Genomic DNA, 25,875 nt, shown 5'->3' on the forward strand with positions numbered 1-25,875 from the left:
CAGAAAAAAAAGCCGGCCCGGCTGCACACCCAAGAAAAAAACGTGTATAGTTGCGGTCTTCGTTGGCCTGGTAGCTCAGTCGGTAGAGCAGAGGATTGAAAATCCTTGTGTCGGTGGTTCGATTCCGCCCCAGGCCACCAAGAGATTCAAACAAAAAGCCCCGCCTTTGGTGGGGCTTTTTGCTTTGTGCATCAAGGGCTTAAGCGAGAAATCGCACCCATCACGGCCCAAACCGCGCCCTTACATTCCACGTTTGGTTACCCCACAAGCTGTACCCCGGAATGATTTCGTGAAAAACGCCCCCTGGCGGTGCGGCGCTCGATGGGCGACGGCACCCACGAAGAAATCACCGCCCCCGGTTTTCGGGCGACAGCCCGCACCAGGATCCGCGAACACCTCGGCAGGGAACCGGAGGTGATGGAGCGCCACCTGGCACCCACATCGGACGAATAACTCGGCAGCAGCGACGACCGGGCGGGCTTCATCGCCCGGCTCAAGACGAGGGTGCAGCAATGGGCCCACATCCCGGATGATCTCGAAGCCCGAAAGCTGCCGCAGCTCGAGGACAAGGTGTTGCACGTCCATCCCCAGCGTCCGAGAATTGCGCAGCGGAACAACCAACACGACGCGGCCAAGGTACTCAAGGCCCTCGGCGGTGCCGGTGTTCTGGAAGTTATCGACAACGATGCCGACGGCACCTATCGCGCCGTCTATATCGTGCGCTTTCCGGAAGCGGTGTTCGCGCTGCACGTCTTCCAGAAAAAGAGCAAACACAGCATCGAAACACCCCAGGCGGATATGGCTATCATCCGCCAGCGACTGAAAGTCGCGGCGATCGTGGCCCAGGAGTTGAAGGATGGAAAAGCGCGTGGTTGAAGGAACTGAGGTCGAGGCCAGTACGGGTAATGTGTTCGCCGATCTTGGACTGGCCGGCGCGGACAAGCTCAAGATCAAGTCAGGCCTGACCATCGAGATCACCAAGGCCATACGCGAACGTGGATGGACCCAGATTGAAGCCGCGCAACGCATGGCCTGACGCAACCGAAGGTCTCCGCGCTACTGCGCGGCGAGTTCTCCGACTTCTCCGAACGCAAGCTGATGGACTGCCTGAATCGCTTGGGCTACGACATCGAAATCCGTGTCCACCGTACGCAAGGCCCCATCGGACATCTAACCCTTACCCACGCTTGAGCATTCGCCAACCTGGTCATGGCCACCTCCTTTGAGCGACGGATGTCCACCTCCCTGCTGATACAGTTGTCCCCATCAAGCGAGCAGTGAAGGATGGCCTCGACCAGCGAAGTCGCTCAGGAAATCCTGCATAGCGGGAACGTACGCCGCCCGATCATGTGCAACGGGCTGTCAGCGCTAAAGGCGGAGATCGACCAAGGGTTGCCCGACGTAACCGAGGCTCGCGTCAAGACGTTTTTCTGGCCAGCATCCTCAACGCCTGGCAGGTGCCTCTCCTACCCCTCGCATTCTCGTTGAGGACTTCTCCCGCATAAAACAGTCGATAAGGCCAACTGCGTAAGATATACGTCGTGGACAAGCTCCAGGCTGAGGTCGTAACGGAGCGCTTGCTAAGAGCGCTGAGACGATTCGATTCGCAGGCGGCGCTGCAAAGAAGAGGCTACCCAAGGGACTAGGCAAAGTTAAGGTTCGTGCGCCTTGCGCGGCATTGTTCGATAACGCCACTGACCACCACGCTCCCAATGCCCAGCTCTTGCAGCTGGGCATCTTCATTCTTACTTCAAGAACTCGCACTCACTCTGTCGCGCAACGTACGGTGATCGTACCCAGATGGCCGCAGCCCTCGACGCCGCAACTCGGGGATGACGAGGTCTGAGAACTCGTCCATGCAGCCCGGCAACGTATGGCTGATACAAATAAACCCATCACCCCCGCCTTCATGCAACAACTGCTGCAGTTTATCCGCAACCTCCGCCGCTGTTCCGACAATATGTGGACCCTGCCCTGCCGCGAAGTGCCGCGCGATCTCAGCGAGAGGTGTGTCTCGCGGAAAATCCTCGGTGATCACAGACAAATGACCTCGTATACCACTAGTCTCGGCGATATCGGGAAATGGCAAATCGGGATCAAACTGCGAGAGATCAATATTCAAGAAAGCCGACAGCATAGTCAGCCCCGCTTCCACGGTGACATTATCGCGAATCGCCTGCTGCTTACGCAGCGCCTCGGTGCGTGTCTCTGCCACGATCGGCACTATCCCCCACAAGATGCGCACATCCTCGGGACGGCGGTTCGCCTGCCGAGCAACGTCATGCACCCGGGTCTGGAACTCCCGCATGCCCTGGGTGGAGTGGCGCAAACCAAATACCAGATCTGCGTGACGCCCTGCGAATGCCGAGCCCGCCGATGACGATCCCGCCTGAGCGATCAAAGGGTGGCCCTGCGGAGAATGCGGAACCGTAAAGCGCCCATGGCTGGAAAAATATTCGCCCTGGAAATCAATCGGTGCAACTTTCTTCGGATCGGCAAAGATCCCCTGCACCCTATCAGCAACGATGGCATCCGGCGCCCAGCTGTCCCACAAGCTGCGGCACAGGGCCAGATACTCCTCCGCCCTTGCGTAGCGCTGGTCATGCTCATCAAGCGTCTGTCCGAACTGCTTGGCCTCCAGCTCGCCAGCGGTCGTCACGAGGTTCCACCCCACGCGACCCTCGGTTAAGTGATCCAGCGTGGCAAACATCCTGGCCGTCCAGAACGGCGGTAGAAATGCGGTGCTCAACGTCGCGACAAAGCCCACATGCTGCGTCACGCGCGCCATGATGGGAATCAGGGGCAATGGATCATGGCGCGGGCACTGCACGGCAAAGCGTAACGTGTCATCGCTACTGCCGCGATAGGTCTCGTAGATCGAATAGGAATCTGACAGGAAGATCATATCGATCCCGCCGCGCTCCGCTGCGCGAGCCACATGCTCCCAGTACTCGGGACGGTCGTAGCGCAGCCCCTGGAATGATCGGGGCAAACGCCATTGCCCCACCGTATGAGGAGAAGCCGAATGCGAAAGAAAGTAAGCCAGCAGCATGACAACCCTTCTACGTCAGCGTGTAGAGACGTTGGGCCGTTCAATGCCCAATATATGCCGCGCCACAATCCCCTTTTGCTTGTCCACCGAATCATGGAGCGTCAGGGTTCGGGCGTTGCGCCAATGACGATCGAACGCCCAATCACGCGTGGCGGATCTCGCTCCGCCCACCTGGAACAGGCGTGAACCCGCTTCCAGGGAACTCGCACTCGCATGGACCTTGGCTTGATAGACAGCCACCAGTACGTCGGCGATCTCCGTCTCCTGCCGCAGATACGCATCCATGCTCCGCGCAGCTTCCCGAATCAGCGCCCGGCTGGCAGACAACGCGATGCGTATGTCACCCACATGCGCCTGTATGGCGGGTTCATCGGCCGGCCGCTGATAGCCATGCGTCGGCTTGAGCGTGCCATGTACGAACTTCAATGTGTCGTCCAGGGCAGCTTCACCGATACCGGCAAGAATGGCCGCGAAACCTAATTGGTACAACGGAGCAAAGAGCGCGCCATGCGGTGCGCTGGCGGGATTGCCCACCACCCAATGGGCGGACACCTGGGAAGGCGCTACATGCAAGCGGCCACTGGCCGTGGCACGCTGACCCACGCCATTCCAGGTATCCTGGATCGTCACGGCGCTGTGATGGCGCGGCAACACCACCAACACGGACTCCGGAGGGCGGCCATCGTCTTCGGTCACGGTCGCGCATTGAAACAGCGCGTACTGGCATCCCACGGAGCCCGTGGCAAAAGCCTTTTCCGCGGTAATGTGCCATTGCCCATCCGGCAGCGGCGTCGCGACAGACTTGATATTGACACGCTTGTTGTCATGCGTAAAACGCTCGTCCGGTTCGGCACCCACAAAGCAGAACGATGCCCCCTGACGCTGCACCGCGCTGGCGATTTCATCCAACAGCGCCTCGCTCGCCAGTTGCTCCAACGTATAGAGCGCCCCGTTCTGCACGGTGAACAACTGCGCCGTATTGCTGCACGCCCTCGCCAATCCTGTCACCAACTCAAAGTAATCGGCAAACGGGGTTTCGCGGCCCAATCCCGCCCCACCTCGTTGCAAAGACAGCCCCACCTGCAACAGCCCGCTGCGATGCAGCGCCGCCATATTCTCGGACGGAAAATTGCCCTCGGCGTCCACTTGCACAGATCGCTCGGCCAGCCAGGGCGCCAGCGCGTCCAAGGATTGACGCAACGACAAGGCGGCGCCGGATTTCGAGGCAGACATACGTCTCCATTCTCAATATGAAATTAGTACGATTTCACGCGTAGCGATAGCGTGCGCCGGGATGCGATGCCGGCAAATGCGGCCCTCGACCCGGGAAGAGTTTTTCACGCAGAGTTCCTGGGCAATACTGCGTGGCATAGCGGCCGCGGCTCTGCAGCTCGGGGACGACCAGATCAACAAACGCAGTCAAGCTCTCCGGCACGACCAGACGCCGCAGGTTGAAGCCATCCACGCCCGTCTGGTCGACCCATTCAATCAGTTGATCCGCAACCTCGACCGGGCTGCCGACGATGAACGGCCCGCGCCCTCCAATTTGATCGAAGCGCGCCATATCGCGCGGCGTGATAGCACGGCCAGCGCGCTTGGTCAGGTTCTCGACCGTCGATTGCAACGCATTGCTTTTCACGAACTGCAAGGGCTCATCGGGATCGAGCTTGGAGAAATCGATGCCGGTCCAGCCCGAAACCAGGGCCAGCTGCCCGACGGGGCCCACATAGCGCGCGTACTCCTCTTGCAGGGCTCGAGCCTCGGCGGAGGTAGCAGCGACCAGGACAGTGGCACCCAAGTACAGCAGCACATCGTCGGCCCGCCGACCCGCGTCGACGGCATGCTGACGAATATCACGTGCCGCCTGCGCCACGATGGCGGGAGTCTGCCCCTCCAGAAACACACACTCAGCATGCGTGCCGGCAAAGGCCTTGCCACGCCCTGAAGCGCCCGCCTGATACAGCAAGGGCGTGCGTTGCGGTGAGGGCTCGGCCAGGTTGAAGCCGTTGACGCGATAGTACGGCCCCTCATGGACGATCTTTCTGACCTGAGCAGGATCGATATAGGCACCACGAGGACTCCGGTCTCGAATCACGGCGGAGCCGCTCCAGCTCCCCTCCCACAACTTGTAGGCTGCCTCCAGGAAATCCTCGCCCGCGGCGTAACGCTCATCATGCTCGCGAGCCTTGTCGAGCCCCATCCCCCGGGCAGCGCTATCCAGGTAACCGGTCACGACATTCCAGCCGGCTCGGCCTTGGGTCAAGTGGTCCAACGTAGAGAAGCGCCGAGCAAACTGGTAGGGATGCTCGTAAGTCAGGTTGGCGGTCACACCGAAGCCAATATGCGTCGTCGCATGGGCCATCGCCGGAACCGTCAATATCGGGTCGTGCGAGGGAGATTGCGAGCCTTCACGCAACGTCGTCGCCGCATCTCCTCCATAGACGTCATATATCCCGAACACATCAGCCAGAAACACGCCATCGAACAGTCCACGCTCGGCCGTCACGGCCAGGTCTACCCAGTAGTCCAGGCGATTGTGATCCACAGAGCGATCGCGAGGATGCCGCCAGAAACCCGCCCACGAGTGGGATGGGGCGTTCATATGAAACGCATTCAGACGTATGTGCTTGCTCATTTGCGGGACGTGATAGTGCGATTCCACAAATCCTGCGCGCGTTCGTGCGCAGCCCAGTACTTATTCCAATCTGGGTGATACAACGTCTTGGCTTGCTCGGAGGTATAAATGAGCTTGGCAGCCAGCGCCTTATCCGCGTCGATGATGGGGGTGAGCAAACGATTGGTCGGCCCATAATTGAAATCCACGGCATTACCCAGTTGGTACAAAGGGCCATAGATTTCATTCAGGAACTGAGCCGCCAGTTCCCTGTGCGGAGTCCCTTTCACAATATCTGCTGTCGACGCGTAGGCAATGGACCCTTCCTGTGGACGCACAGCCCGTGCTGGTTTGTATACGTCCTGTAGAGAATAGGCCCGGCCGTCGGCGATTACCGTCAGCCAGATGTCGCCCGACTTGATCAGTTGTTCGGCTTGCTGCGAGGTGGACCAATAACTACGTGCGCCGACACGCGCGACTTCTTCGACAGCCTTGCTCAAATCGCCTTCATCACCGCCGAGTAGCCGGGAGGTCTGAATCAGCAGCGCACGGCCGGCGCCATTGGCGAGATCCGGCAATGCGACGTGTCCCGCAAGCCGTTTGTCCCACAAGTCCCTCCACGAGACAGGTGCGGGAATCCCTGCTTCCCGATACTTGTCCGCGTTGTAGACAAAGATCGCAGAAACAAAATCGAAATCCGGACTATAGCCATCGGTTGTCTTGGCTTCATCAAAGGCCAGGCGAGCGTTGGGCACCTTATCGTAGTCAAACTTCTCCAGCACTCCCGCCTGGATCGCCTGGGCGCGCACATCGCCATCGAGCAGCACGACGTCGTAGGGCACGTTTCTTCCACGCGCGGCCACAAGCTTGGCGAGATGATCGATGGACGCCCCATCGATGAACTGCACCTTAACGCCAGTCTTGTTCGTAAAAATTTCGCCTGCGTACTTAATTTGCGTCTGGGTGGACTTTCCTCCCCATGACGATACGCGCAGCACAATATCGCCACCTGGCGCCGGCTGTGCGGTCGCGACAACCCCAGCCAACGTCAGGACCGCAGTGGAAAACACTTGCAACCATTTCAAGATAGCATCTCCGATACATACTTCGAGAGCGCGGCGCTTAGTCTCGCACCAGTACGCGCTCTAGTTGAAAGAATCGACTCAAAAGAAATAAAAGAATCGCCCATGCCGTCACGATCAGGGTACTGAGCGCGGTAATCGCGTTATCAAATTCGACTTCCATTGCCGTGAACAACTTGACAGGCAAGGTAGGCGTACCTGGATCGCCCATGAACCAGGCCACCACCACGTCGTCGAAAGACAAGACAAAGGCAAACAACATGCCAGCGAGGACCCCAGGAACGATCAACGGCACCGTCACCCGCCAGAACACCTGCCACGGCGACGCCCCCAGGTTCTGGGCGGCCTCGTCCAGTGCATTGTCATAGTGTGCGAAAGAGGAAACGACCGAGCGCACGAGTAAGGGCAACGTGAACACCGATTGCATCAACACGATGCCAGCACTGCTGCCATTCAAGCTATAACCCCAGCTATCGGCGATCCACATTGAAAATTTGAATCCCGCCACGGCGATCACAATGGTGGGAACTCCCAGTGGTGCAATACACAAGGTGTTGAGGAATGAACGCGCCGGCAGGCGGCCACGCACCAGTGCCAACGACAATGGCACACCCAGAACTGTCACCAGCGCGGTTGTCCAGGCGCCTAGAGAAAGGCTGTAGCGCAGCGCTTCAAAATAGGGCTCAGGAATAGACTGATACCAATGCAGAGTCCAGTCACTTGGCGGAAATGCCAAGGCGCCGCTGCGCGAGAACGACGCACTGACGATACCCACGAACGGCAGAATCAGAAATAGCGGCACTACCCAGATAGCAGCTTGCAAACAAGCCCGCAGAGTACGCCCGGAAATCGTTGCGGCCATCACACTCGGCTCCGGCCCAGTTTCAGGGCAAGCAACATCGCCAGCGACGCAGCCACCAGCGTCAAGACCGCTGCCGTAGCCCCGACGGGATAGTTCAACAGTCCGCGCATCTGCTGATCGATGTATAGCGCCATCAACATAACCCTCTTGCCGCCGAGTATGGCGGGGGTCACCAATGCGCTGATGGAAGCCATGAAAACCATCAGGACTCCTGCCATCAACCCGGGACGGCTCAACGGCAGAATCACTTTCAAGAACACCTGCCACGGTGCTGCGCCCAGATTGATGGCGGCCTCTTCCAAGGCAGGATCTATTTTTCTTATGACCGCCATCAGCATCAACACCATGAACGGCAACTCGACATGGACCATACCGATGAGTGCTCCGGTGTAGTTGTAGATCCAATCGACATGCCACGCTCGCAGTCCCAACGCCTGCAGTATCTGATTCAGCACACCTCGCTCGCTGAGCACGGGAATCCATCCGAGATTTCGGATCACTGCACTGATCAACAAAGGCAATACCGTGATGAAGAGCAAAGGGGTGCGCCAAGGCCCCTTCATGCGCGCAAGCTTGTAGCTAAAGGGAAAAGCCAGCACCGCGCAGATCAGGGCTGTCGATGCACCGAACACCCCGGTATCCCAAAGAATCCCCAGATAATAGGTATCCGTGAGAAACCGCTGATAGTTCACCAGGCTCCATTCAGGATCCAGCCTGCCCATGCTGCCGCCGGGATGCAGAGACAGCGCCAGCAAATAGCAAAGCGGCGCCAGAAAAAACAGCGCGAGGAAAGCCGATCCCGGCACAGCCAGCGCCCCGAGACGGGACAGTACCGCCTGACGCTCGCGGATGCGGACCGATGGGCCCCCCGCCACCTGCAATACAGCGTCCTGACTCATGCCGCTGCCTCATTAGGCAAAAGCAACGCGTCCTCATCACTCCAGCTCAGCGTTACCGTATCCCCAGGAACCGGTATCACTCGATTGTTGACCTTGGCTACGAGACGTACGTCAGCCTCGGCCCGCACATCCACCAGCCAGCCGTCCCCGGCGTAAGTGACTTGATCTACCTGGCCCCGAATCCGGTTTGGTAGATCTGCACTCAGTTGAATACGCTCCGGACGCAAGGCCAGCAGCAACGGTTTCTCGAAATCTGGGTAACGCCCCGCATTGGCTTCGGCTCGCCATTGAAACGGCCCACCGGGTTGGCCCACGATCCACCCGTCGCGCTCCGGATCCCGCTTCACACGCACGTCTAGCAGATTGATCTTGCCAATGAAACTGGCGACGTACCGATCCGCAGGCCTGTCATATAGTGTCTTGGGAGCACCTATCTGCACAATGCCGCCTTGCCGCATGACGACGACTCGATCCGACAGGCTCAGCGCCTCGTTCTGATCATGCGTCACAAAGATCGTGGTAATGCCCAGCTCTTTCTGAATACGCTTGATCTCCTGTTGCAATTCCTCACGCAGCTTCTGATCCAGCGCCCCTAACGGCTCGTCCAGCAGCAGCACGCGCGGACTGAATATCAACGCACGTGCCAGAGCGACCCGCTGTTTCTGACCTCCCGATAACTGGTCGGGATAGCGATTCCCGTAGCCGGGCAATCGAATGCGCTCCAACGCATCCTCTACGCGCCGTCGAATGTCATGCCTATCCACCTTGCGCAACCGCAGCCCAAATGCCAAGTTTTGCGCCACGGAAAGGTGAGGAAACAAGGCATATTGCTGAAAAACCATGCCGGTATTGCGCCGATAGGCGGGCACACTCGTCACGTCCTGCCCTGCAATACGCACCGATCCTGAGTCCGGTGTAATGAAGCCGGCAACCATGCGCAAACAAGTCGTTTTCCCGCAGCCGCTCGGACCCAACAAGGTCAAGAACTCTCCATCGTTCACAGACAGCGATACCTGATTGACCACCGGCGAACCACCGTAGTTCTTTACGACGCTCTGGAGCTCAACGCTTGCCATGATCCTGAAGGCTCAAAGTTGATAGCCGGGACCGCCGCCATCAAGCGCGAGGGTCGATCCGTTGACGAATGCCGCTGCATCAGACAGCAGGTAGGAGGCTGCATTGGCGACATCCAAAGGCTCTCCCGGGCCACCCAACGCCACCGAGGCATACTGGTTCGTAGACTTGCCGTCTCCGGGCTGCGAATCTTCCAGCGCCTGATAGCGTGGAGAGCGAATCGGGCCGGGCGCGATTGCATTGGTGCGTATGCCATGGCGGCCATAGCGGCGGCCCAAGCCTTGGACCAGTAGATCCAGGGCAGCATTCACACTTGATCCCGGGAAATGCTGCGGTGGCGGATCAATACCGCCACGCCCGCTGATCACAACGATTGCGCCCTTGCCCTGCTCTATCAATGCGGGCAAGGCCGCGCGAATGACGCGCACACTTCCTAACAACTTTGCCTCGAGCACGGCATACCAGGCGTCGTCGCTTAGCTCGAGGAAGTCACCGAACGCACTTACGTTGGTGCTCACCACCACACCGTCCAATCGTCCATAGGTCGAAACGATGTGGTCCGAGGCGGCCTGCACCGCGCTCGTACTCTTCACATCCAATGCGAGAGGCCTAACACCAGCAGTCTCAGTAAAGTCCTCCGTGCGAACGGAACGCGAACTCGCGATCACCGTTGCACCCTCGCTGGAAAGATGCCGTGCTATCGCACCGCCCAGCGCACCCGACGCTCCAGTGACCCAAAATACTTTTCCAGTATGCGCTGCCATCGCTCGATTTCCACGATTCCGGTTGCCTCGTCGCAAGGGACGAAAGTCGATCATCGTATCGAGCACATACCTCCGCACAAACCAAGTTCTGTTTGTTTAGATATTGCTCATATCCTTCTCACCTATTTCTAAATAGAACATCGGCTGTTATCACTGCGCCAACTTGTGATTAGTATTTCTGACCTTACTCACTTAAGTCGGTACGGACATGGCTAACACAGACGAAGCGGCCATCGCTAACCTCGAACAGCAAGCTCGTATCGATCTGGCGGCCGCGCATCGCATCGCGGTGATGCAGGATCTGCATGAAGGAATCGCCAATCACTTCACATTGGCGCTGCCAAACCAGCGCTTTCTTGCTGCTCCCTACGGCCTGCATTGGTCAGAGATCCGAGCAAGTGATTTCATCGTGTTGGACTATGACGCACGGCAATTGTCTGGCGACGGTGTAGTCGAGCAATCAGCGCTCTGCATTCACCTTCCTATTCATCAGGCCGATCCGGTACGCCATGCCGCCGTGCTGCACACGCATATGCCGTACACCACCGCGCTTACCCGGCTGCAGGACCAACGGTTGTTGCCAATAGGGCAAGCGGAACTCCTCTTGATTCAGCATATTGCCTATGACGACGACTACGATGGGCTCGCCTATGACCTGGACGAAGGCCGACGCCTCGCTGGAGTGCTCGGCGACAAAAGCATTCTTTTCCTCGCGAATCACGGCGTAGTTGTCACCGGCAGATCGGTCTCGCAGGCCTATGACAAGCTGTATCTGCTAGAGCGCGCGGCGAGATTCCAGATCCTGGCCTACTCCACGGGCCGACCTTTACGCGAACTCAGTACCGCGCAACAAGAGAAAGTTCATCGCCAATACAAAGAGGTCGCTCGCGACGGCGCAGCCTGGGGTGGCCGCCCGTATCACGCTCTGCACTTTGACGCGCTCAAACGCCTGGCCGACCGTCACAGCGGCGGCTACGAAGGCTGAAGTACTGACGGCCCTATACATCAACCCCCAATTCTCTGTGGACCATCCTGACATGACCGCCTCACGCTCTACCGCTCCTCGCTCAGCGCAACGCCGTCGACTTCTGTTGGCCGGCACGGCGTCCCTGGCCGTACCCTTCATCGCAACAAAGGCCAGAGCCGCCGAAGTTCTCAGAGTGGGCGACATGAACGCAATCGGGTGGAAAGCCTTTCTGGAAGCATCGGGAGAGGGAAAGGACATTCCGTACGAAATTCAGTGGAGCCGGTTTCCCGCCGGCCAGCCCGAACACGAAGCCTTCAATGCCGGCGCGCTCGATGTAGGCCAAACCGGCGATACGGTGTTCCTCTTCGCCTACGCGGCAGGTAGCCCGGCTCGTGCCGTAAGCGCCATCACCTTTGCCCCGAGATTCATAGAACTGCTGGTACAGCCTGACTCCGGAATCAGGACCGTCGCGGATCTCAAAGGCAGGAAACTCGCCGTGAATGCCGGAGGCGGGCCTCAACTGATGGCCTACGGTTTACTCGAACAAGCCGGTTTGACCGCCAAGGATGTCCAGTTCGTCTTTTTGAATCCGCTGGACGCCAAACCCGCCTTTGCATCACGTGCGGTCGATGCCTGGCTGACCTGGGCGCCCTACTCTTCTCTGGCGATCGAACAGAATGGAGCACGCCCCATTGCAGATCTGAGTCAGACCCAGGCGCTCTACTCCGGAAATAACTTCGTACTCGTGCACAAAGACGCCGTACAGCCCAAGCAAGCCTTGATCTCGGATTTTCTGGCTCGGGCGACGCGCGCGCAACACTGGGCACTGAACAATGTGGACGCTGCGGCGGCGGCGTTGTCCCGCGAAAGCAAGCTGGATCTGAAGATCGCGCGCTCGATACTGAGCGATTTCGTTCCCACGCCCGTGAACCTGACCCCCGCCGTGCGCCAATCGCTGCAAGCGTCCGCCGACGGGTTCCTCCGTTACGGGATGATCAAGCAACCCGTTGCCAATCTGGCCGGGGCATTCGATACGCGCTTCCCGATCGCCGGCTGAAAGATGCCTACTCGACCACGCAACGCGGTGCACACATAGCGTACTCACCCCATGATCACGAACAGTACTCCGCTGGAAAGCTACTCTCCAGCTTCCAAGCAGTTGTCGCCAGCCTACTTCAGCCGACTGATTGCACCTGGCGCTCTACTGCTGCTGTGGCAAATCGCAGTATGGCAAGGATGGCTGGATCAACGGCTCTTCTCCTCGCCTATCCAGGTCGCCCAAACGCTTTGGCAGCTGGCACGTTCAGGCGAGCTGGGGGAGCATCTGCTGACCTCGTTGTGGCGCGCAGGGGCGGGATTGGCGCTCGGTCTCGTGCTGGGCGTAGCGTTGGCGTTGGTCGCGGGCCTATCGCGTCAAGGGGAGAACGCCGTTGATGCTCTTCTGCAGATGGGACGCACGTTGCCGCATTTGGCCCTGGTTCCACTATTCATTCTGTGGTTTGGCATAGGTGAAGCGCCAAAGATCGGTTTGGTCACCCTGGGGTGCATCTTTCCCATCTACCTGAATCTGTTCTCCGGAATTCGCGGAGTGGATCGAAAAATACTCGAAGTCGCCCAGACGCTCGGCCTGTCTCGATCCGAACAGATTCTGCACATCATTCTGCCGGGCGCTCTGCCCTCGTTTCTGGTCGGCCTGCGCTACGCACTGAGCATTGCCTGGCTCTCTCTGGTCGTCGGTGAACAGATCAATGCCTCTAGCGGCATTGGCTATCTTGCAATGACCGCCCGAGACTATATGCGCACCGACATCATCATGAGCTGCTTGCTGGTTTATGCACTGCTGGGTCTGGCAACGGATGCCTTGGTGCGCCACGCGGAGCGGCGCCTGTTGGCCTGGCGGCCCAGCGTCTTGAAGAGCTGAGCATGTTCACACTATCCATTCCCAGAACCGTCGTCCGCGTTCAAGGGCTAACCCGCCGGTTTGGCGAGCATACCGTACTGAACAGGCTCGACCTGGACATCGCCGCTGGCTCCTTTGTCGCCCTGCTGGGAAGATCCGGATCCGGGAAATCTACGCTGCTGCGTACATTGGCTGGCCTCGATCCTGCTCCCTCGGGGACCCTGAGCCTGCCGCCGCGTTGCGGTGTCGTATTCCAGGAGCCCCGCCTGGTGCCGTGGAAAACCGTCGCACAGAATATCGCGCTCGGTCTGCACAGTGCCGACCGCGACACCTTGATCGCCGATGCACTGCAGGAAGTGGGAATCTCACATCGTACGCAGGCATGGCCGTTGACCCTGTCTGGCGGCGAAGCACAGCGTGCCGCCCTGGCACGCGCCCTCGTTCGTGATCCAGAGTTGCTACTCCTCGACGAGCCGTTTGCGGCACTGGACGCGCTGACGCGGCTGCAGATGCAACGACTGATCGCCCGCCTATGGAAACGCCATGCCGCGACGATTCTGCTCGTGACCCACGACGTGGATGAAGCCCTCCTTCTCGCCGATCGCGTGCTCGTTCTGGAGCATGGACGAGTCGGTGAGGATCTACCCATTGATCTGGCGCGGCCGCGCCGGACGACAGAACCCGATTTTTCTCAGCTGCGCGAGCACCTGCTGAAGCGACTCGGCGTAACGGAACAAGACGTCTGATTCCCGTAGTTCATTCTTGGAGCCCCACCATCGTGTCTGCCTCAACCCCTCCTCCTGTCGAACTGTCCGATCTGCTCGCCCTCTTACCGTGGGTAAGCGAGCAAGAAGCCACACCAGATCGCGACACTCGCGCGGTCACGCAAACCCTCAACATGCTCAAGCAATCGCGCGTCGGGGCTCTGCGCCTGCGGCGAAACGAAGGTGGAGGAGGCCTTTCTCTACCGCAGCTTTTTGATTTCGTCATAGCCCTGGCTCGTGCCGACTCCAGTGTCGCTCACTCGCTGCGCAACCATCTCAACGTCACCGAGACATTTCTCATCGACCGCTCGCGCATCCCCGTGTTTGAGGAGTACCTGGGTCGCGTCGCGAAAGGTGAGACCTTCGGTACCTCCGCGACGGAGCTTGGCAAGCAAAACGTCGGCGACCTGAAGTACGACACAGCGATCACCTCTACGCCAGACGGTTTGCGCCTGAGCGGCCGCAAGTTCTACAGCACGGGAAATCTCTACGCCGACTATCTGTACGTCTATGCCGTAAATGCCCAGGGAGATCCCACGAAAGTCGTAGTTCCGGCATCGCGCCAAGGCGTCGACATCGCCGATGACTGGGACGGATTTGGCCAAGAGTTCACCGGCAGCGGCAGCACGACCTACACCAATGTCGCCGTCGATGACCACGACGTCGTCGATGATGCCGAGGGCACCAAACTGCCTTACTTTGCGACCTTCCCCCAACTTTACCTCTCCGCTGTGGTCGCAGGGATTCTGCAGCGCATCGTCGATGACGCGGTCGTACTGCTCAAGGCAAGGGAACGCAATTTCTATCACGCCGTCGAAGCCGTTCCAGCCGATGATCCCCTGCCCCAGACGGTCATCGGCCGGCTGGCCAGCGCGGCGCACCTGGCTCGTGTCGGCGTCCTTGAGGCCGCCCAATGGCTGGGCCAGGCATTCGACAGCGCGGCCACGGGCAACCCCGACGCTCAGCTATTCGAACGCGCCGCGGAGAGCACCGCTCGCACCAAGGTGGTTATCGATGAATTAGCCCTGAAGGCCGCGGGCGAGCTGTTCGAGATCGCGGGCGCGTCCGCCATCCGGCGCGGCAACCGCTTGGACCGTCATTGGCGCAATCTGCGCACTGTCACGGCGCACAACCCCATCTCTTACAAGGCACTAGCTATCGGGCGCAAGCTCGTACATGGAACGCCGTTACCGTCGCTATCCTATTTCTGATAGCCCCGATTTCCTACCTCTGGACCTGTCATGACTCTGCCTTCCTCTTCAAAACCACCCGTCTCGTTCGGGACCCTCACCGCGCAAGCCTTGCAAGATATCCTGCACGACGGCAACGAGATCGCGGTCTTGGACGTGCGGCCGCAAGGAATCTATGCCCGAAGCCACCTGCTGCTGGCGGCTTCCGCACCTTATTGGCGGCTGGAGCTGGATATTGACCATCTTATCCCGCGTCGGCAAACGCGTATCGTGCTGGTCGATGCGGATGGCAGCGAGTCGACCCAAGCGGCAGCCAAGCTGAATCTACTGGGCTATGACAACATTCATATCCTGCAAGACGGCATCGAGGGCTGGAAAGCCGCGGGCTTCGAGCTTTACAGCGGAACCAACGTGCTGAGCAAAGCATTTGGCGAGTTGCTGGAGGAGGAGCTGGGTACGCCCCACATCGATGCGAGTGAACTAAAGCAACGCCTATCAAGAGGCGACAATCTGGTCGTCGTCGACAGCCGAACGAGTGAAGAATTCGAGGCATTCAGCATCCCCGGGGCGCATAGCCTGCCTGGCGCTGAGCTGGTCTATCGTATTGGCGAGGTTGCCCCCGATCCCGAAACACTCATCGTCGTCAATTGCGCTGGCCGCACCCGCAGTATCGTCGGAGCGCAGACACTCATCAACGCAGGCCTGCCCAATCGTGTCGTATCGCTGCGAAACGGCACAATGGCATGGCTGATCGAAGGGGAGACGCTGGCCAATGGCCGTGTACAGCCAGCGCCCACCCCGCGCGGCCCATCTCTGAACGTCGCAAGGCAACGCGCCAGCCTTATGGCGCAACGCGCCGGTGTAACGCAATTGAGCAGCGAGGAGTTGCAGGCGCTGACACTCCAGAACGTGACGGTGTACCGCTTCGATGTCCGCGACAAGCAGGAGTACCTGGCCGGTCATCTACCCGGCTGGCGGTGGGCTCCGGGCGGCCAACTGGTGCAAGCGACTGACGAGTACGCCGCCACACGTGGCGCTCATATCGTGCTGGCCGACTGGGATGGGGTACGCGCCCAAACGACCGCGGCGTGGCTGGCGCAGCTGGGTGGCTACCACGTACACCTCTACACCGTTGAAGCCGAAGCGCAGCACACTCTGGACGTTGGCCCTGAAACACGACGAGTGCTGCAGGCCTATCCGGAATCTCCTGAATGGATCACGCCCACCGAGCTGGCTGAATTACAGAAGTACGGCAACCCTGAAGTCATCGAGATCGAAAACAGCGTCGCCTACGCCCGCCGCCATATTGCAGGCGCACGCTTTATCGCACCTCATGCTCTGCCCGCGTATTTGGCCAGCCTGCCGCCTCACACCCCTGTCGTGCTGGCCTCGACAGACGGCACATGGGCCCGTTCCGTTGCACAAGCGCTGCTAGCACGGGGGGTGGCTGTCCGGCCATTGCAAGGTGGCACTCTCGCCTGGCATCAGGCCGGGCTTGCTTCTGGCCAAGGCCGCGAGCGCTTGCTGACCGGGCGCGATGATGCCTGGTACAACCCCTACGTGTTCGACACGATCGAAGAGCGGGATCGCAACTTCAATACTTATCTCGATTGGGAGCTGGGGCTGGTCGCACAGCTGGAGCGCGAGCCCAGGACGGGCATAGACCTGAAAGGATCGCTGCACGCCCCTGCCTGAAACTGCTACCGTCCCACCCTGCCGAGGCTCAGGCCTCGGCATACTGGCTCGCCGGTCGCGGCAGGCCGAAATGCTCTCGCAATGTCGTGCCCTCGTAATCCCGTCGGAAAAGTCCCCGACGTTGCAGAATAGGGATGACATGATCGACAACCGCCTCCAGGCCGCTGGGAAAGACATCGGCATTCAGATTGAATCCATCGGCGGCATGATGCAGAAACCACGTTTCTATCGTATCGGCGATTTGCTCTGGCGTCCCGATCACAATGCGGTGCGCGCCGGGGTTCCTATCCAACAGCTCCCTGACAGTCAGATTATCCGCACGCGCCAGTTGCAACGTTGCATCCACGAAACCCTGCGACTGATCTCCACGCGCTACCTTGGCGATCTTCTCGTAAGGTAAGAGCTGATCCAAAGGCAGGTCATCGGCATCCAGCCCCAACACCTGCGCAAATCCGGCCAGCGCAGCCTCCCAATCGATCAGCTCATCCATCTCCGCTTTGCGCGCACGGGCTTGCGCTTCGGTACCACCGATGACGGGGAACAGCCCCGGCAGGATATGTATGTGCTCGGGATCCCGGCCCGCTGCGCGAGCCCGGCCCTTGATGTCCGCATAGAAGCGCTGCCCGCCCTCCACGGTCGTTTGCGCCGTGAACACCGCGTCCGCCGTTGCCGCCGCCAGCTCACGCCCGCCTTCCGAAGAGCCGGCTTGTATCAGCACCGGCCTCCCCTGAGGGCTACGGGGCAGATTCAGCGGCCCTTGAACCTGAAAGAAAGTCCCGCGATGATGAATAGCATGCACACGCCCGGGATCTGCGTACCGTCCGGCGGCCGCATCCGCCAGTAATGCGCCGTCCTCCCAGCTATCCCAGAGTTTTGTCAGCACTTCGACGAACTCTCGGGCACGTGCGTATCGCTCCGCCTTGTCCGGAACATGCGATAGGCTGAAGTTCGCGGCGGCCGCCGCATCATAGGTCGTCACCACATTCATGGCGACACGCCCGCCACTCAGATGATCCACGCTGCTGAAGCGGCGCGCGAGATTGAAGGGATCGTTATATGTCGTGGACACCGTGGCGATCAAGCCAAGATGTGTCGTTTGGGCCGCCAACGCCGTGAGAAGCACGGTGGGCTCCAGCGCCTGCGATGGCCCGGCTGCGTGTCCTTTAAGCGCCACCGTATCGGACAGGAACAAAGCATCGAGTTTTCCGCGCTCCGCCAGCTTCGCGATCTGCTGGTAGAAACGCAGATCGACAATGGCATTAGGCTGATTCAGCAACCGCCAACCTGCGGGATGACGACCCAGTGCAGTCACATTCGTGTTCAAGTGAAGCTGGCGTTTCTCTGTCATGAGTCCTGAGTATCCGATACCAAGCAAGAAAACGAGTATCCGGGAACACGGCACGTGGGCCTACTATCCATTCGAAATTTGCCTAGCACTGCCAGTCGTAAGCGTGCGAATAGACATGGCATGCGAATCAAAGAACGTAAGTCAATTGAGCTATGTAGAAATCAACACTTAGTGGTTCGTTTGACGTGGTGCAGTTTCTATACTGATTCACTCGACAAAGCGATATCACCACGGGTGGAAGATGCTTGCCAGAAAATCGATTATCTCCGCCGACTCCCTCGGCACGGATGGATCAGCGATACTGATTTCACCAACGGCGGTGGAACCCGTAGACATCGCCGAGCCACTACCCGCCAGGCGTATCGCGCTACCAGAAATGGTGTGGAGGCTCTTGGTCCCGCTACTCCTGGTGATTGCCTGGCAAGCCGCGTCCTCGTTCGGCTTGGTCTCTGACTTCGTGTTGCCCTCTCCGGCCTCGGTGTTGCTGGCCTATCGTGAGCTATGGCAGTCCGGCGATCTTCAAGCCGCCGTACATATCTCACTCTGGCGCGCGGGACTGGGGTTGCTCATTGGCGCTGGCGCAGGCCTTCTGCTGGGCCTGGCTGCAGGCCTGTTCCGAAGTGCGGAACGCGGCTATGACGCCTTGCTGCATATGCTCAGGACGATTCCGTTCATCGCACTCGTGCCCATCTTTATTGTCTGGTTCGGCATCGGCGAAACATCAAAGATCGCGCTTATCGTCGGCGCGTCGATTACACCCATGTACTTGAGTGTCTATCACGCCATCCGCAACATCGATCCCAAGCTGCGCGAACTGGGCCAGGCATTTCATTTATCGAAGCTGCACTATATCCGCCTGATCGTATTGCCCCTTGCATTGCCGGGCATTCTTGTGGGGACGCGCTACGCCGCGGCCGCTGCACTGCTTGCGCTCGTCGCGGCAGAACAGATCAATGCCAGTGCCGGCATCGGCTTCATCCTCAATAACGCCAATCAATTTCAACGCACAGACATCATTCTCGCGGGCATTCTGATTTACGCCGTGCTTGGCATTCTCGTGGATGCCTTGCTGCGTCACACTGAGCATCGCTTCTTAAGCTGGAGATAGACTCATGGCTATCGGGAATCATGCCGTGCCCTATACGCTGGCACAGTTATCCAACGTCACCAAGCACTATGGCGGAAACACTGTATTAAATGGGGTGGACTTCGAAGTGCGCAAGGGCGAATTCGTGGCGCTGGTGGGCCCTTCCGGCACCGGAAAGACCACGCTGTTGCGGATTCTCGCCGGTCTGGAGTTCGCCAACGGCGGCCAGGCCCACGTGCAAAGCACCACCAGCGTGGTCTTTCAGGATCCAAGGCTCATCCAGGCTCAACGCGTATGGAGAAATGTGCTGCTGGACGAATCGAGCCGGCGCGGCGCGCGCGAGCTGGCCAAAGCGGCCCTGCGCGATGTGGGGCTGGAGGAGAAACTCGACAGTTGGCCGCGCAGCCTTTCCGGAGGGCAAGCACAGCGTGTCGCCGTCGCGAGAGCCTTGTATCGCCAACCTGAACTCCTGCTTTTAGACGAACCCTTCAGCGCGCTTGATGCCTTCACCCGCCGCGGGGCGCAAAACCTTGTCCTGCAGCTTTGGGCCAAATATACGCTCAGCGTCGTGATTGTCACGCACGACTTGGAGGAGGCCCTGGTCCTGGCCGATCGCATCATCATTCTGTCCAAAGGGCGTATCCAGTCTGAAACCCGCGTCGACCTTCCGCGCGACCGGGATACCACCTCAACGGCGTTCAACGCCCTGAAACGAGAACTCCTGCAACAGTTCTCGCAGGGCATGCACTGATCCCTCACCCTTCTCAATCGAGTCCCCCTCTGATGCGCCTCAACACCCTCCTTCCAGCGGCCTTCGTCGCCATTACTGCCTTGTTCGTATCTCCAGCAGCCTTCGCCCAAGCTGCACCAGCACTACAAGGCACGACACTGACCGTGGCTTATCAGGATCCCGCGTTTCCCGCGCTGGTCGAGAAATCCGGCGTCCTCAATGGGTCACCTTATAAGGTAGATTGGGTCTTACTGACCGGGCCTGCTGCGAATCTTTCCGCACTGTATGCGGGTCGCGTCGATCTGGGCCACATGGGAGACACGTCGCTGACGATCGAACAGGCGAATGCCCGCACGGAATGGACGACCGAAACGATTCCGCTGCGTATCATTGCCGGCTGGCGCAATGCATACTCGAAAGACTTCCCTCCCCTCATCACAGCGGTGCGCAGTGACACCAAGATAACTAGCCCTCAGCAGATCAAAGGGCACAAGTTCGGCTACAACTACGGCGGCTATAACCATGCCCAGTACTTGGCTACGCTGGTGCAAGCTGGCCTGAAAGAAAAAGACATCGAACCCATCAAATTCAATGATGGCGCCACCTCTGCCGCGGCGTTCAACTCCGGGCAAGTCGAGGTGTACGCAGGAAGCCTGGCGCCTGTACTCAATACTATCCGCAGCGGCGCTGGGCGCATACTCCTGACTGACCGCGATACGACGATTCCGGCGCTCGGGGTCTGGACAGCGACCGCTTCGGTTCTGAAGGATCCGGTCAAAACAGCCGCACTACAGGACTTCTTCGAAAGGCTCTCCGGTTACTGGCCTTGGCACGATGCGCATCGTGAAGATGTCCTGGCGGTATTGAAAGACAAACTGAAGATCTCCGACGAACGAGCGTCTTTTGAGTACAAACTCCGCAGCGGAAACTTCATCGCCTTCACTCCTGAGCTCATCGCGCAGGAACAGAAGATCGCAGATATTCTGTACGACGGGAACGCCATACGTAAGCAAGTCAATGTCGCCGTCGAATACGATCCAAGGTTCAACCAAGCACAGAAAGCGGTTTGGCCCGTCCCTGCCGAGCCCTGATCGGCGTAGCGGCGGCTTGGCCCTCATCCCCAGGAAAGCACCCTCGCAGACCGGCTCTCCGAGGGTTCTGGCTTTCAGACCATCGTTCATTCCGATAGAGAGTGGCTGCATTCACGCGCGCGAGAAGTCGCAACGTTGGGACCATGACCAGCCACAGTACGGGTGTAGTGGTCCCCATGCCAGGTATCAGGCCCCGTGGGCGTGCTCAAGATTTTGGGCTCAAGCTGAAACAACCACCCACGGTTCGCCCTGCTGTCGCATCGCTCGATTGCAGCAGTCCGCTGCGGCTTGTCTGGTTGAATGCATGCCAAACGGGTAGCACATCACCCGAAGTTCCTGCTTCAGCATGGCCCGCCCCCAACACAGACCGCATTGTTGTAGAGATCCCCTTCTCCCGGCGCCCACCATCAACCACGCCCGGATCGGCCGGTCGATGTCCGGAATTTGTAGACAGATTTCGGGCAAGCCGGCCCGCATGACCTGGAAATGGGTCCGACACGTTTGTGTACAATGAGATCAATTCTCATTTAATTCAGACTTTGCCTATTTCGTCGCCATGCCCGCGCAGGATCTCCCCATTACCCACGATTTGGCCGGGCTGTATGTCGAGCACAGCACGTGGCTGCAAGGCTGGCTGCGCAAGCGAGTGGGCGATACCTTCACTGCCGCGGATCTGGCGCAAGACACGTTTTTGAGCCTGATGGATGGCAAGACGGCTACGGGCGAGATCCGCCAGCCGAGACCCTTTCTGGCGACGATTGCGGGGCGCCTGCTGGCGCACCGGCATCGCCGCCAGTTGCTCGAAACCGCCTACCTGGACGCGCTGGCCTGCCTGCCCGAGGAGTTCGCGCCTTCGCCTGAGCGGCGTTTGCTGGCCGTCGAGAGCCTGCAGCAGATCGACCGCGTCCTCGATGGTCTGCCGCCCAAGGTGCGCGAGGCGTTTTTGCTGGCGCATCTGTTCGAGATGACCTATGCCGAGATCGCCGAGCGTCTCGGCGCGTCCAGCAGTTCGGTCAAGCAGTATCTGACCCGGGCCAATCGCGAGTGCCTGTTCGCGCTGGCGCTCTGAGGCGATGCCCATCAACAAGACCGCCCTGACGCTGCCCTGTGGCCGCGTCATCAGCCGGGCCACTGCCGATGCGGCGGCGGACTGGCTCACGCTGCTCATGTCCGGCGAGACGGGCGAGGCGGAGCATCAACGCTGGCTGCAATGGCGCCAGGCTCACCCGGATCATGAGGCAGCCTGGCAGCACATCGAGTCGATCGCCGGGCGGATGAAATCTCTGGAGCGCGAGCCGGCTTATGCCGCGTTGTCCTTCTATGGACCGGCCGAAAAGCCCGCATCGGCCTCGCGCCGGCGCGCCGCGCGGATGTTGCTATGGGGTGGCATGGCCTGTGGTCTCGGGGTGATGGCTTCGCGCACCAGCACGTGGAAGGCCGGGCTGGCCGATTACCGCAGCAGCACCGGCGAGCGCCGCGAGATCACGCTCGAAGACGGCACGCGGCTCACGCTTAACACCGCCAGTGCGGTCAATCTGAACTTCAATGCCCAGCAGCGCCAGATTCTGCTGATCGAGGGCGAAATCATGGTCGCCACACGGCACCAGCCGGGGCAGGCGGACCGCCGGCCCTTGATGGTGGAAACGGCGCAAGGCAGCATCCGCTCGCTGGGCACGCGCTTTACGGTCCGGCAGTACAACGAATTGACGGCCGTGGCAGTCCTGGAGAGCGCGGTGGAGATCACGCCCTGGGCGGGCGGCGGCAGCGCCCGCTTGCTGCAGGCCGGCGAGCAGGCGCAGTTCAGCCGCGAGGCGGTCGATCCTCCGCGCGCCCTGGACGAGCATGCCGCAGCCTGGACGCGGGGCTACCTGATCGCCGACGAACAGCGGCTGGCGGACTTTCTGGAGGAAGTCGGCCGCTACCGCAGGGGCGTGCTGCGCGTGGATCCGGCGGTCGCCGATCTGCGGCTATCCGGTGTTTTCCCCCTGGCCGACACAGACCGCATTCTGGATACGTTAAGCCGCGTACTGCCGGTTGCGGTGCAGCGGCGCACCCGCTTCTGGGCCACGATCGTGCCCGCCGAGTAAGCCAACCGCAGAAATTTTCGCGTTCGACTGCCCGGTTTTCGTTGTCGCGGCACCTACCTAATGAGGGACCGGATTTTACGGAGGTCCAATCAAGAGGAAGAACATGCCCAACCAGCACCGCGCCCGGCAGCAACCGGAGCAGCCCCAACCATCTCCCATCGCCCTTGCGCTGTTGGCGCTGGGCGTCGCCCTTGCCGCGCCCCCCGTCCACGCCCAGGAAGCCGCCCCGGCCGCCGAGGTCCAGCATCCGGACTTCAAGATCCCCGCGGGCCCGTTGGCGCCGGCCTTGCGTGAACTGGCGGGCACCGCCGGCATCATGCTGACCTTTACGGCCGAGCAAACCGACGGCAAGCAGACCGCCGGCGTGCAAGGCCGCCACGCGACCCGCAGCGCCCTGGCGCTGTTGCTGTCGGGCACCGGCCTGCAGGCGGTGCAGTTGGATACCGGCGCCTACGTGCTGCGCGCAGCCCCGCCGCTGGCGCAGAACACCGCGACGCTGCCCCTGGTGACCGTGACGGCTTCGGCCGCCGCTCCGGGCACGACCGAAGGCACGCAGTCGTACACCACCGACAGCACCAGCACCGCGACCCGCATGAATCTGTCCATGCGCGAGACGCCGCAGGCGACCACCGTGATGACGCGCCAGCGCATTCAGGATCAGGGGCTGGCGACGGTCAATGACGTGGTGCAGGCCGCGCCCGGTCTGTTCTATCGCCGTTTCGGGCCGGAGCGCGCTTCTTTCTTTGCGCGCGGCATGTACATCGACAACATCATGTACGACGGCCTGCCCGTGGCCCTGGACAGTTCCAACCTGTCTCAGGATCTGCTGGTCACCGACATGGCGATCTATGACCACGTGGAAATCGTGCGCGGCGCCACCGGTCTGGTGCAAGGCGCGGGCAACCCGTCGGCGGCCATCAATATGGTGCGCAAACGGCCCACCAAGGATGTCCAGGTCTCGGCCATGGCCAGCGGCGGCAGCTGGGATCGCTACCGCGGCGAACTCGACGCTTCGGGCCCGCTCTCCGAGGACGGCAGCCTGCGCGGCCGCGCGGTGATCGCCACCCAGGACTACGGCAGCTACAAGCGCGGCGAAAGCAGCAGCGGCCAGACGTTCTACGGCATTCTGGAGAAGGATCTGGGCGAGGCCACCACGGTCACGCTCAGCGCGCTGCACCAGGAGAGCCGGGTGCACGGCAACGGCTTTACCGGCCTGCCCGTGGGCCGCGACGGCAGCAACCTGGATCTGCCCCGCTCGACCTCGTACGCGAATGACTGGGAGCACTGGAACAAAACCACGGACTCTGCCTTCGCCGCGGTAGACCACCGTTTCGACAACGGCTGGCGCATGCATATGTCGGCCTATTACGCGCAGGCCGAGATCGATATGCTGGGGCATTACCTCAGCTACAACATGACGTCCGGCCGCTACTCGCAGCTGGCCGCGCGCAACCTGCAGAAAGAAAAGCAAAGCAGCGTGGACATGTATGCCAACGGTCCGTTCGACCTGTTTGGCCGCACCCATGAACTGGTGCTGGGTGGCAGCTACCGTCATATCGATTTCGATGGCAACAGCCGCCAGGGTCTGGTGCTCAACAGCAATCTGGACCTCTACGACTTCGATCCCAACGCGGTCGCCAATCCCAACATCCCTTTGCGCGACTGGATGGACAGCAGCGTCACGCAACGCAGCGCGTACGCCACCACGCGCCTGAACCTGGCCGACCGCTGGAAACTGATCCTGGGCGCACGCCTGGACTGGTTCGATTACCACGACACCGTCAACACTTACCCCAATTTCAATGCCAATACCCCGTCGGTCACGGCGCATAACCGCTACAGCATCGACAATGAACTGACCAAGTACGCCGGCCTGATCTATGACGTGGACGACAATCACTCCGTCTACGTCAGCTACACCGATATCTTCAAGCCGCAGAACTACATGGATGCCAGCAATAAACTGCTGGATCCGGTCATCGGGCAGAACTATGAGTTCGGGGTCAAGGGTGAGTACTTTGGCGGGGCCTTGAATACCTCGGCCGCGGTGTTCCGCATGGATCAGAAAAACCGCGCCTTCCGCGCCTCTGATCAAACCCAGTGCGCAGGCTACCCGACGGTCACCTGCTACTCGGCCGCCGGCAAAGTCCGCAGCCAGGGGGTGGAATTCGAGGTCCAAGGCGCTATCACGCCGAACTGGCAGGTCAGTGTCGGCTACACCGTGGCCATCGCCCGGTACCGCAAGGACGCCACCGAGTCCAACGTGGGCAAGCTGTTCGACACCGACACGCCGCGCCACCAGTTCAAGCTGTCGACCATGTACCGCATGACGGGTGCCTTGCAAGGCTGGCGCGTTGGCGGGTCGTTCTACCGGCAAGGGGCCATCTACAACACGGGGACCACCAGCGGCGTGCCCTTCCGTATCAGCCAAAGCTCCTACACCATTACCGATCTGGTGCTGGGCTGGCAGGCTACGCCCAAGCTGGATTTGCAGCTCAACATCAACAATCTGTTCGACAAGAAGTACTACAACGCGCTGTCGGGCAGCGTGAGTTTTCCGAGCAACGTCTATGGCGAACCGCGCAACGCCATGCTGACCGCGCGCTATCAGTTCTGATGGCCGCAGGCGCGCCGACGGTCGGGCACCGTCGGCGCGCCGGTGCCGGGCC

At 60.2% G+C, this 25,875-nt stretch carries 22 protein-coding genes, 1 tRNA gene and 1 pseudogene; 15 read left to right on the forward strand and 9 right to left on the reverse strand.

Annotated elements, in window-relative coordinates:
- Positions 1-64: 64 nt before the first annotated feature.
- The 3 genes and pseudogenes from CAL22_RS19450 (at position 65) to CAL22_RS19460 (ending at position 1,191) form a co-directional block, all read left to right on the forward strand.
- Positions 65-140 (forward strand) — tRNA-Phe (locus CAL22_RS19450).
- Between the two features lie 364 nt (positions 141-504).
- Positions 505-876, forward strand: coding sequence for a type II toxin-antitoxin system RelE/ParE family toxin (locus CAL22_RS19455; RefSeq protein WP_094815992.1), 372 nt, complete (start codon positions 505-507; stop codon positions 874-876).
- A pseudogene (locus tag CAL22_RS19460) lies at positions 857-1,191 on the forward strand (helix-turn-helix domain-containing protein). Before CAL22_RS19455 ends, CAL22_RS19460 begins: the two are co-directional and overlap by 20 nt.
- 559 nt (positions 1,192-1,750) lie before the next feature.
- Here the strand turns inward: CAL22_RS19460 and CAL22_RS19465 are convergent.
- The 8 genes from CAL22_RS19465 to CAL22_RS19500 are packed head-to-tail and all read right to left on the reverse strand — an operon-like array spanning position 1,751 to position 10,347.
- Positions 1,751-3,052: an NtaA/DmoA family FMN-dependent monooxygenase gene (locus tag CAL22_RS19465; RefSeq protein ID WP_094815994.1), complete on the reverse strand. Its 1,302-nt coding sequence runs from the start codon at positions 3,050-3,052 to the stop codon at positions 1,751-1,753.
- 15 nt (positions 3,053-3,067) lie between these two features.
- A complete protein-coding gene (locus CAL22_RS19470; protein ID WP_094815996.1) occupies positions 3,068-4,285 on the reverse strand; it encodes an acyl-CoA dehydrogenase family protein in 1,218 nt (405 codons plus the stop codon).
- Between the two features lie 34 nt (positions 4,286-4,319).
- A complete protein-coding gene (locus CAL22_RS19475; protein ID WP_094815998.1) occupies positions 4,320-5,687 on the reverse strand; it encodes an LLM class flavin-dependent oxidoreductase in 1,368 nt (455 codons plus the stop codon).
- The gene (locus CAL22_RS19480) at positions 5,684-6,751 is read right to left on the reverse strand and encodes an extracellular solute-binding protein (RefSeq protein ID WP_167383691.1); all 1,068 of its coding nucleotides are present in this window, start codon (positions 6,749-6,751) and stop codon (positions 5,684-5,686) included. Before CAL22_RS19480 ends, CAL22_RS19475 begins: the two co-directional genes overlap by 4 nt.
- Positions 6,752-6,788: 37 nt before the next feature.
- On the reverse strand, positions 6,789-7,610 hold the full coding sequence (locus CAL22_RS19485) for an ABC transporter permease (protein WP_094816002.1): 822 nt from the start codon (positions 7,608-7,610) through the stop codon (positions 6,789-6,791).
- Positions 7,610-8,509, reverse strand: a complete 900-nt coding sequence (locus CAL22_RS19490; RefSeq protein WP_094816004.1) for an ABC transporter permease — start codon at positions 8,507-8,509, stop codon at positions 7,610-7,612. The genes CAL22_RS19485 and CAL22_RS19490 overlap by 1 nt, the downstream gene beginning before the upstream one ends.
- Positions 8,506-9,585, reverse strand: a complete 1,080-nt coding sequence (locus CAL22_RS19495; protein ID WP_094816006.1) for an ABC transporter ATP-binding protein — start codon at positions 9,583-9,585, stop codon at positions 8,506-8,508. Before CAL22_RS19495 ends, CAL22_RS19490 begins: the two co-directional genes overlap by 4 nt.
- A gap of 12 nt (positions 9,586-9,597) precedes the next feature.
- Positions 9,598-10,347 carry an SDR family NAD(P)-dependent oxidoreductase gene (locus tag CAL22_RS19500; protein WP_094816008.1) on the reverse strand — a complete coding sequence of 250 codons (750 nt, stop codon included), beginning with the start codon at positions 10,345-10,347 and terminating at the stop codon, positions 9,598-9,600.
- 208 nt (positions 10,348-10,555) lie between these two features.
- Between CAL22_RS19500 and CAL22_RS19505 the strand changes: the two genes are divergently transcribed.
- The 6 genes from CAL22_RS19505 (at position 10,556) to CAL22_RS19530 (ending at position 16,863) form a co-directional block, all read left to right on the forward strand.
- Entirely contained in the window at positions 10,556-11,332 is a 777-nt protein-coding gene (locus CAL22_RS19505) for a class II aldolase/adducin family protein (RefSeq protein WP_094816010.1), read from the forward strand.
- A 184-nt stretch (positions 11,333-11,516) separates the two neighbouring features.
- Positions 11,517-12,371 carry an aliphatic sulfonate ABC transporter substrate-binding protein gene (locus CAL22_RS19510; RefSeq protein WP_167383692.1) on the forward strand — a complete coding sequence of 285 codons (855 nt, stop codon included), beginning with the start codon at positions 11,517-11,519 and terminating at the stop codon, positions 12,369-12,371.
- A 51-nt stretch (positions 12,372-12,422) separates the two neighbouring features.
- Positions 12,423-13,235: an ABC transporter permease gene (locus tag CAL22_RS19515; RefSeq protein WP_094816014.1), complete on the forward strand. Its 813-nt coding sequence runs from the start codon at positions 12,423-12,425 to the stop codon at positions 13,233-13,235.
- 2 nt (positions 13,236-13,237) lie between these two features.
- On the forward strand, positions 13,238-13,960 hold the full coding sequence (locus CAL22_RS19520; RefSeq protein WP_094816016.1) for an ABC transporter ATP-binding protein: 723 nt from the start codon (positions 13,238-13,240) through the stop codon (positions 13,958-13,960).
- A 32-nt stretch (positions 13,961-13,992) separates the two neighbouring features.
- Positions 13,993-15,189, forward strand: coding sequence for an acyl-CoA dehydrogenase family protein (locus CAL22_RS19525; RefSeq protein ID WP_143277006.1), 1,197 nt, complete (start codon positions 13,993-13,995; stop codon positions 15,187-15,189).
- A gap of 30 nt (positions 15,190-15,219) precedes the next feature.
- Positions 15,220-16,863: a rhodanese-like domain-containing protein gene (locus CAL22_RS19530; RefSeq protein ID WP_094816019.1), complete on the forward strand. Its 1,644-nt coding sequence runs from the start codon at positions 15,220-15,222 to the stop codon at positions 16,861-16,863.
- A 28-nt stretch (positions 16,864-16,891) separates the two neighbouring features.
- Here the strand turns inward: CAL22_RS19530 and CAL22_RS19535 are convergent, their stop codons facing one another.
- Positions 16,892-18,211, reverse strand: a complete 1,320-nt coding sequence (locus CAL22_RS19535) for an LLM class flavin-dependent oxidoreductase (RefSeq protein ID WP_094816021.1) — start codon at positions 18,209-18,211, stop codon at positions 16,892-16,894.
- A 241-nt stretch (positions 18,212-18,452) separates the two neighbouring features.
- On the opposite strand from CAL22_RS19535, the gene CAL22_RS19540 reads away from it, so the two are divergent.
- The 6 genes from CAL22_RS19540 to CAL22_RS19565 all read left to right on the forward strand — a co-directional run bounded on the left by CAL22_RS19540 (position 18,453) and on the right by CAL22_RS19565 (position 25,823).
- Entirely contained in the window at positions 18,453-19,319 is an 867-nt protein-coding gene (locus CAL22_RS19540) for an ABC transporter permease (RefSeq protein WP_167383693.1), read from the forward strand.
- 4 nt (positions 19,320-19,323) lie between these two features.
- On the forward strand, positions 19,324-20,049 hold the full coding sequence (locus tag CAL22_RS19545; RefSeq protein ID WP_094816025.1) for an ABC transporter ATP-binding protein: 726 nt from the start codon (positions 19,324-19,326) through the stop codon (positions 20,047-20,049).
- A 32-nt stretch (positions 20,050-20,081) separates the two neighbouring features.
- Positions 20,082-21,119 (forward strand): ABC transporter substrate-binding protein, encoded by a 1,038-nt coding sequence (locus tag CAL22_RS19550; protein WP_094816027.1) that lies wholly within the window; start codon positions 20,082-20,084, stop codon positions 21,117-21,119.
- Positions 21,120-21,675: 556 nt separating this feature from the next.
- Positions 21,676-22,188 carry a sigma-70 family RNA polymerase sigma factor gene (locus CAL22_RS19555; RefSeq protein ID WP_167383694.1) on the forward strand — a complete coding sequence of 171 codons (513 nt, stop codon included), beginning with the start codon at positions 21,676-21,678 and terminating at the stop codon, positions 22,186-22,188.
- Between the two features lie 4 nt (positions 22,189-22,192).
- On the forward strand, positions 22,193-23,206 hold the full coding sequence (locus CAL22_RS19560; protein WP_094816029.1) for a FecR domain-containing protein: 1,014 nt from the start codon (positions 22,193-22,195) through the stop codon (positions 23,204-23,206).
- 103 nt (positions 23,207-23,309) lie between these two features.
- Positions 23,310-25,823, forward strand: a complete 2,514-nt coding sequence (locus CAL22_RS19565; RefSeq protein WP_094816030.1) for a TonB-dependent siderophore receptor — start codon at positions 23,310-23,312, stop codon at positions 25,821-25,823.
- Positions 25,824-25,875: the final 52 nt, after the last annotated feature.

This window comes from Bordetella genomosp. 12, assembly GCF_002261355.1.
Lineage (GTDB): Bacteria > Pseudomonadota > Gammaproteobacteria > Burkholderiales > Burkholderiaceae_B > Bordetella.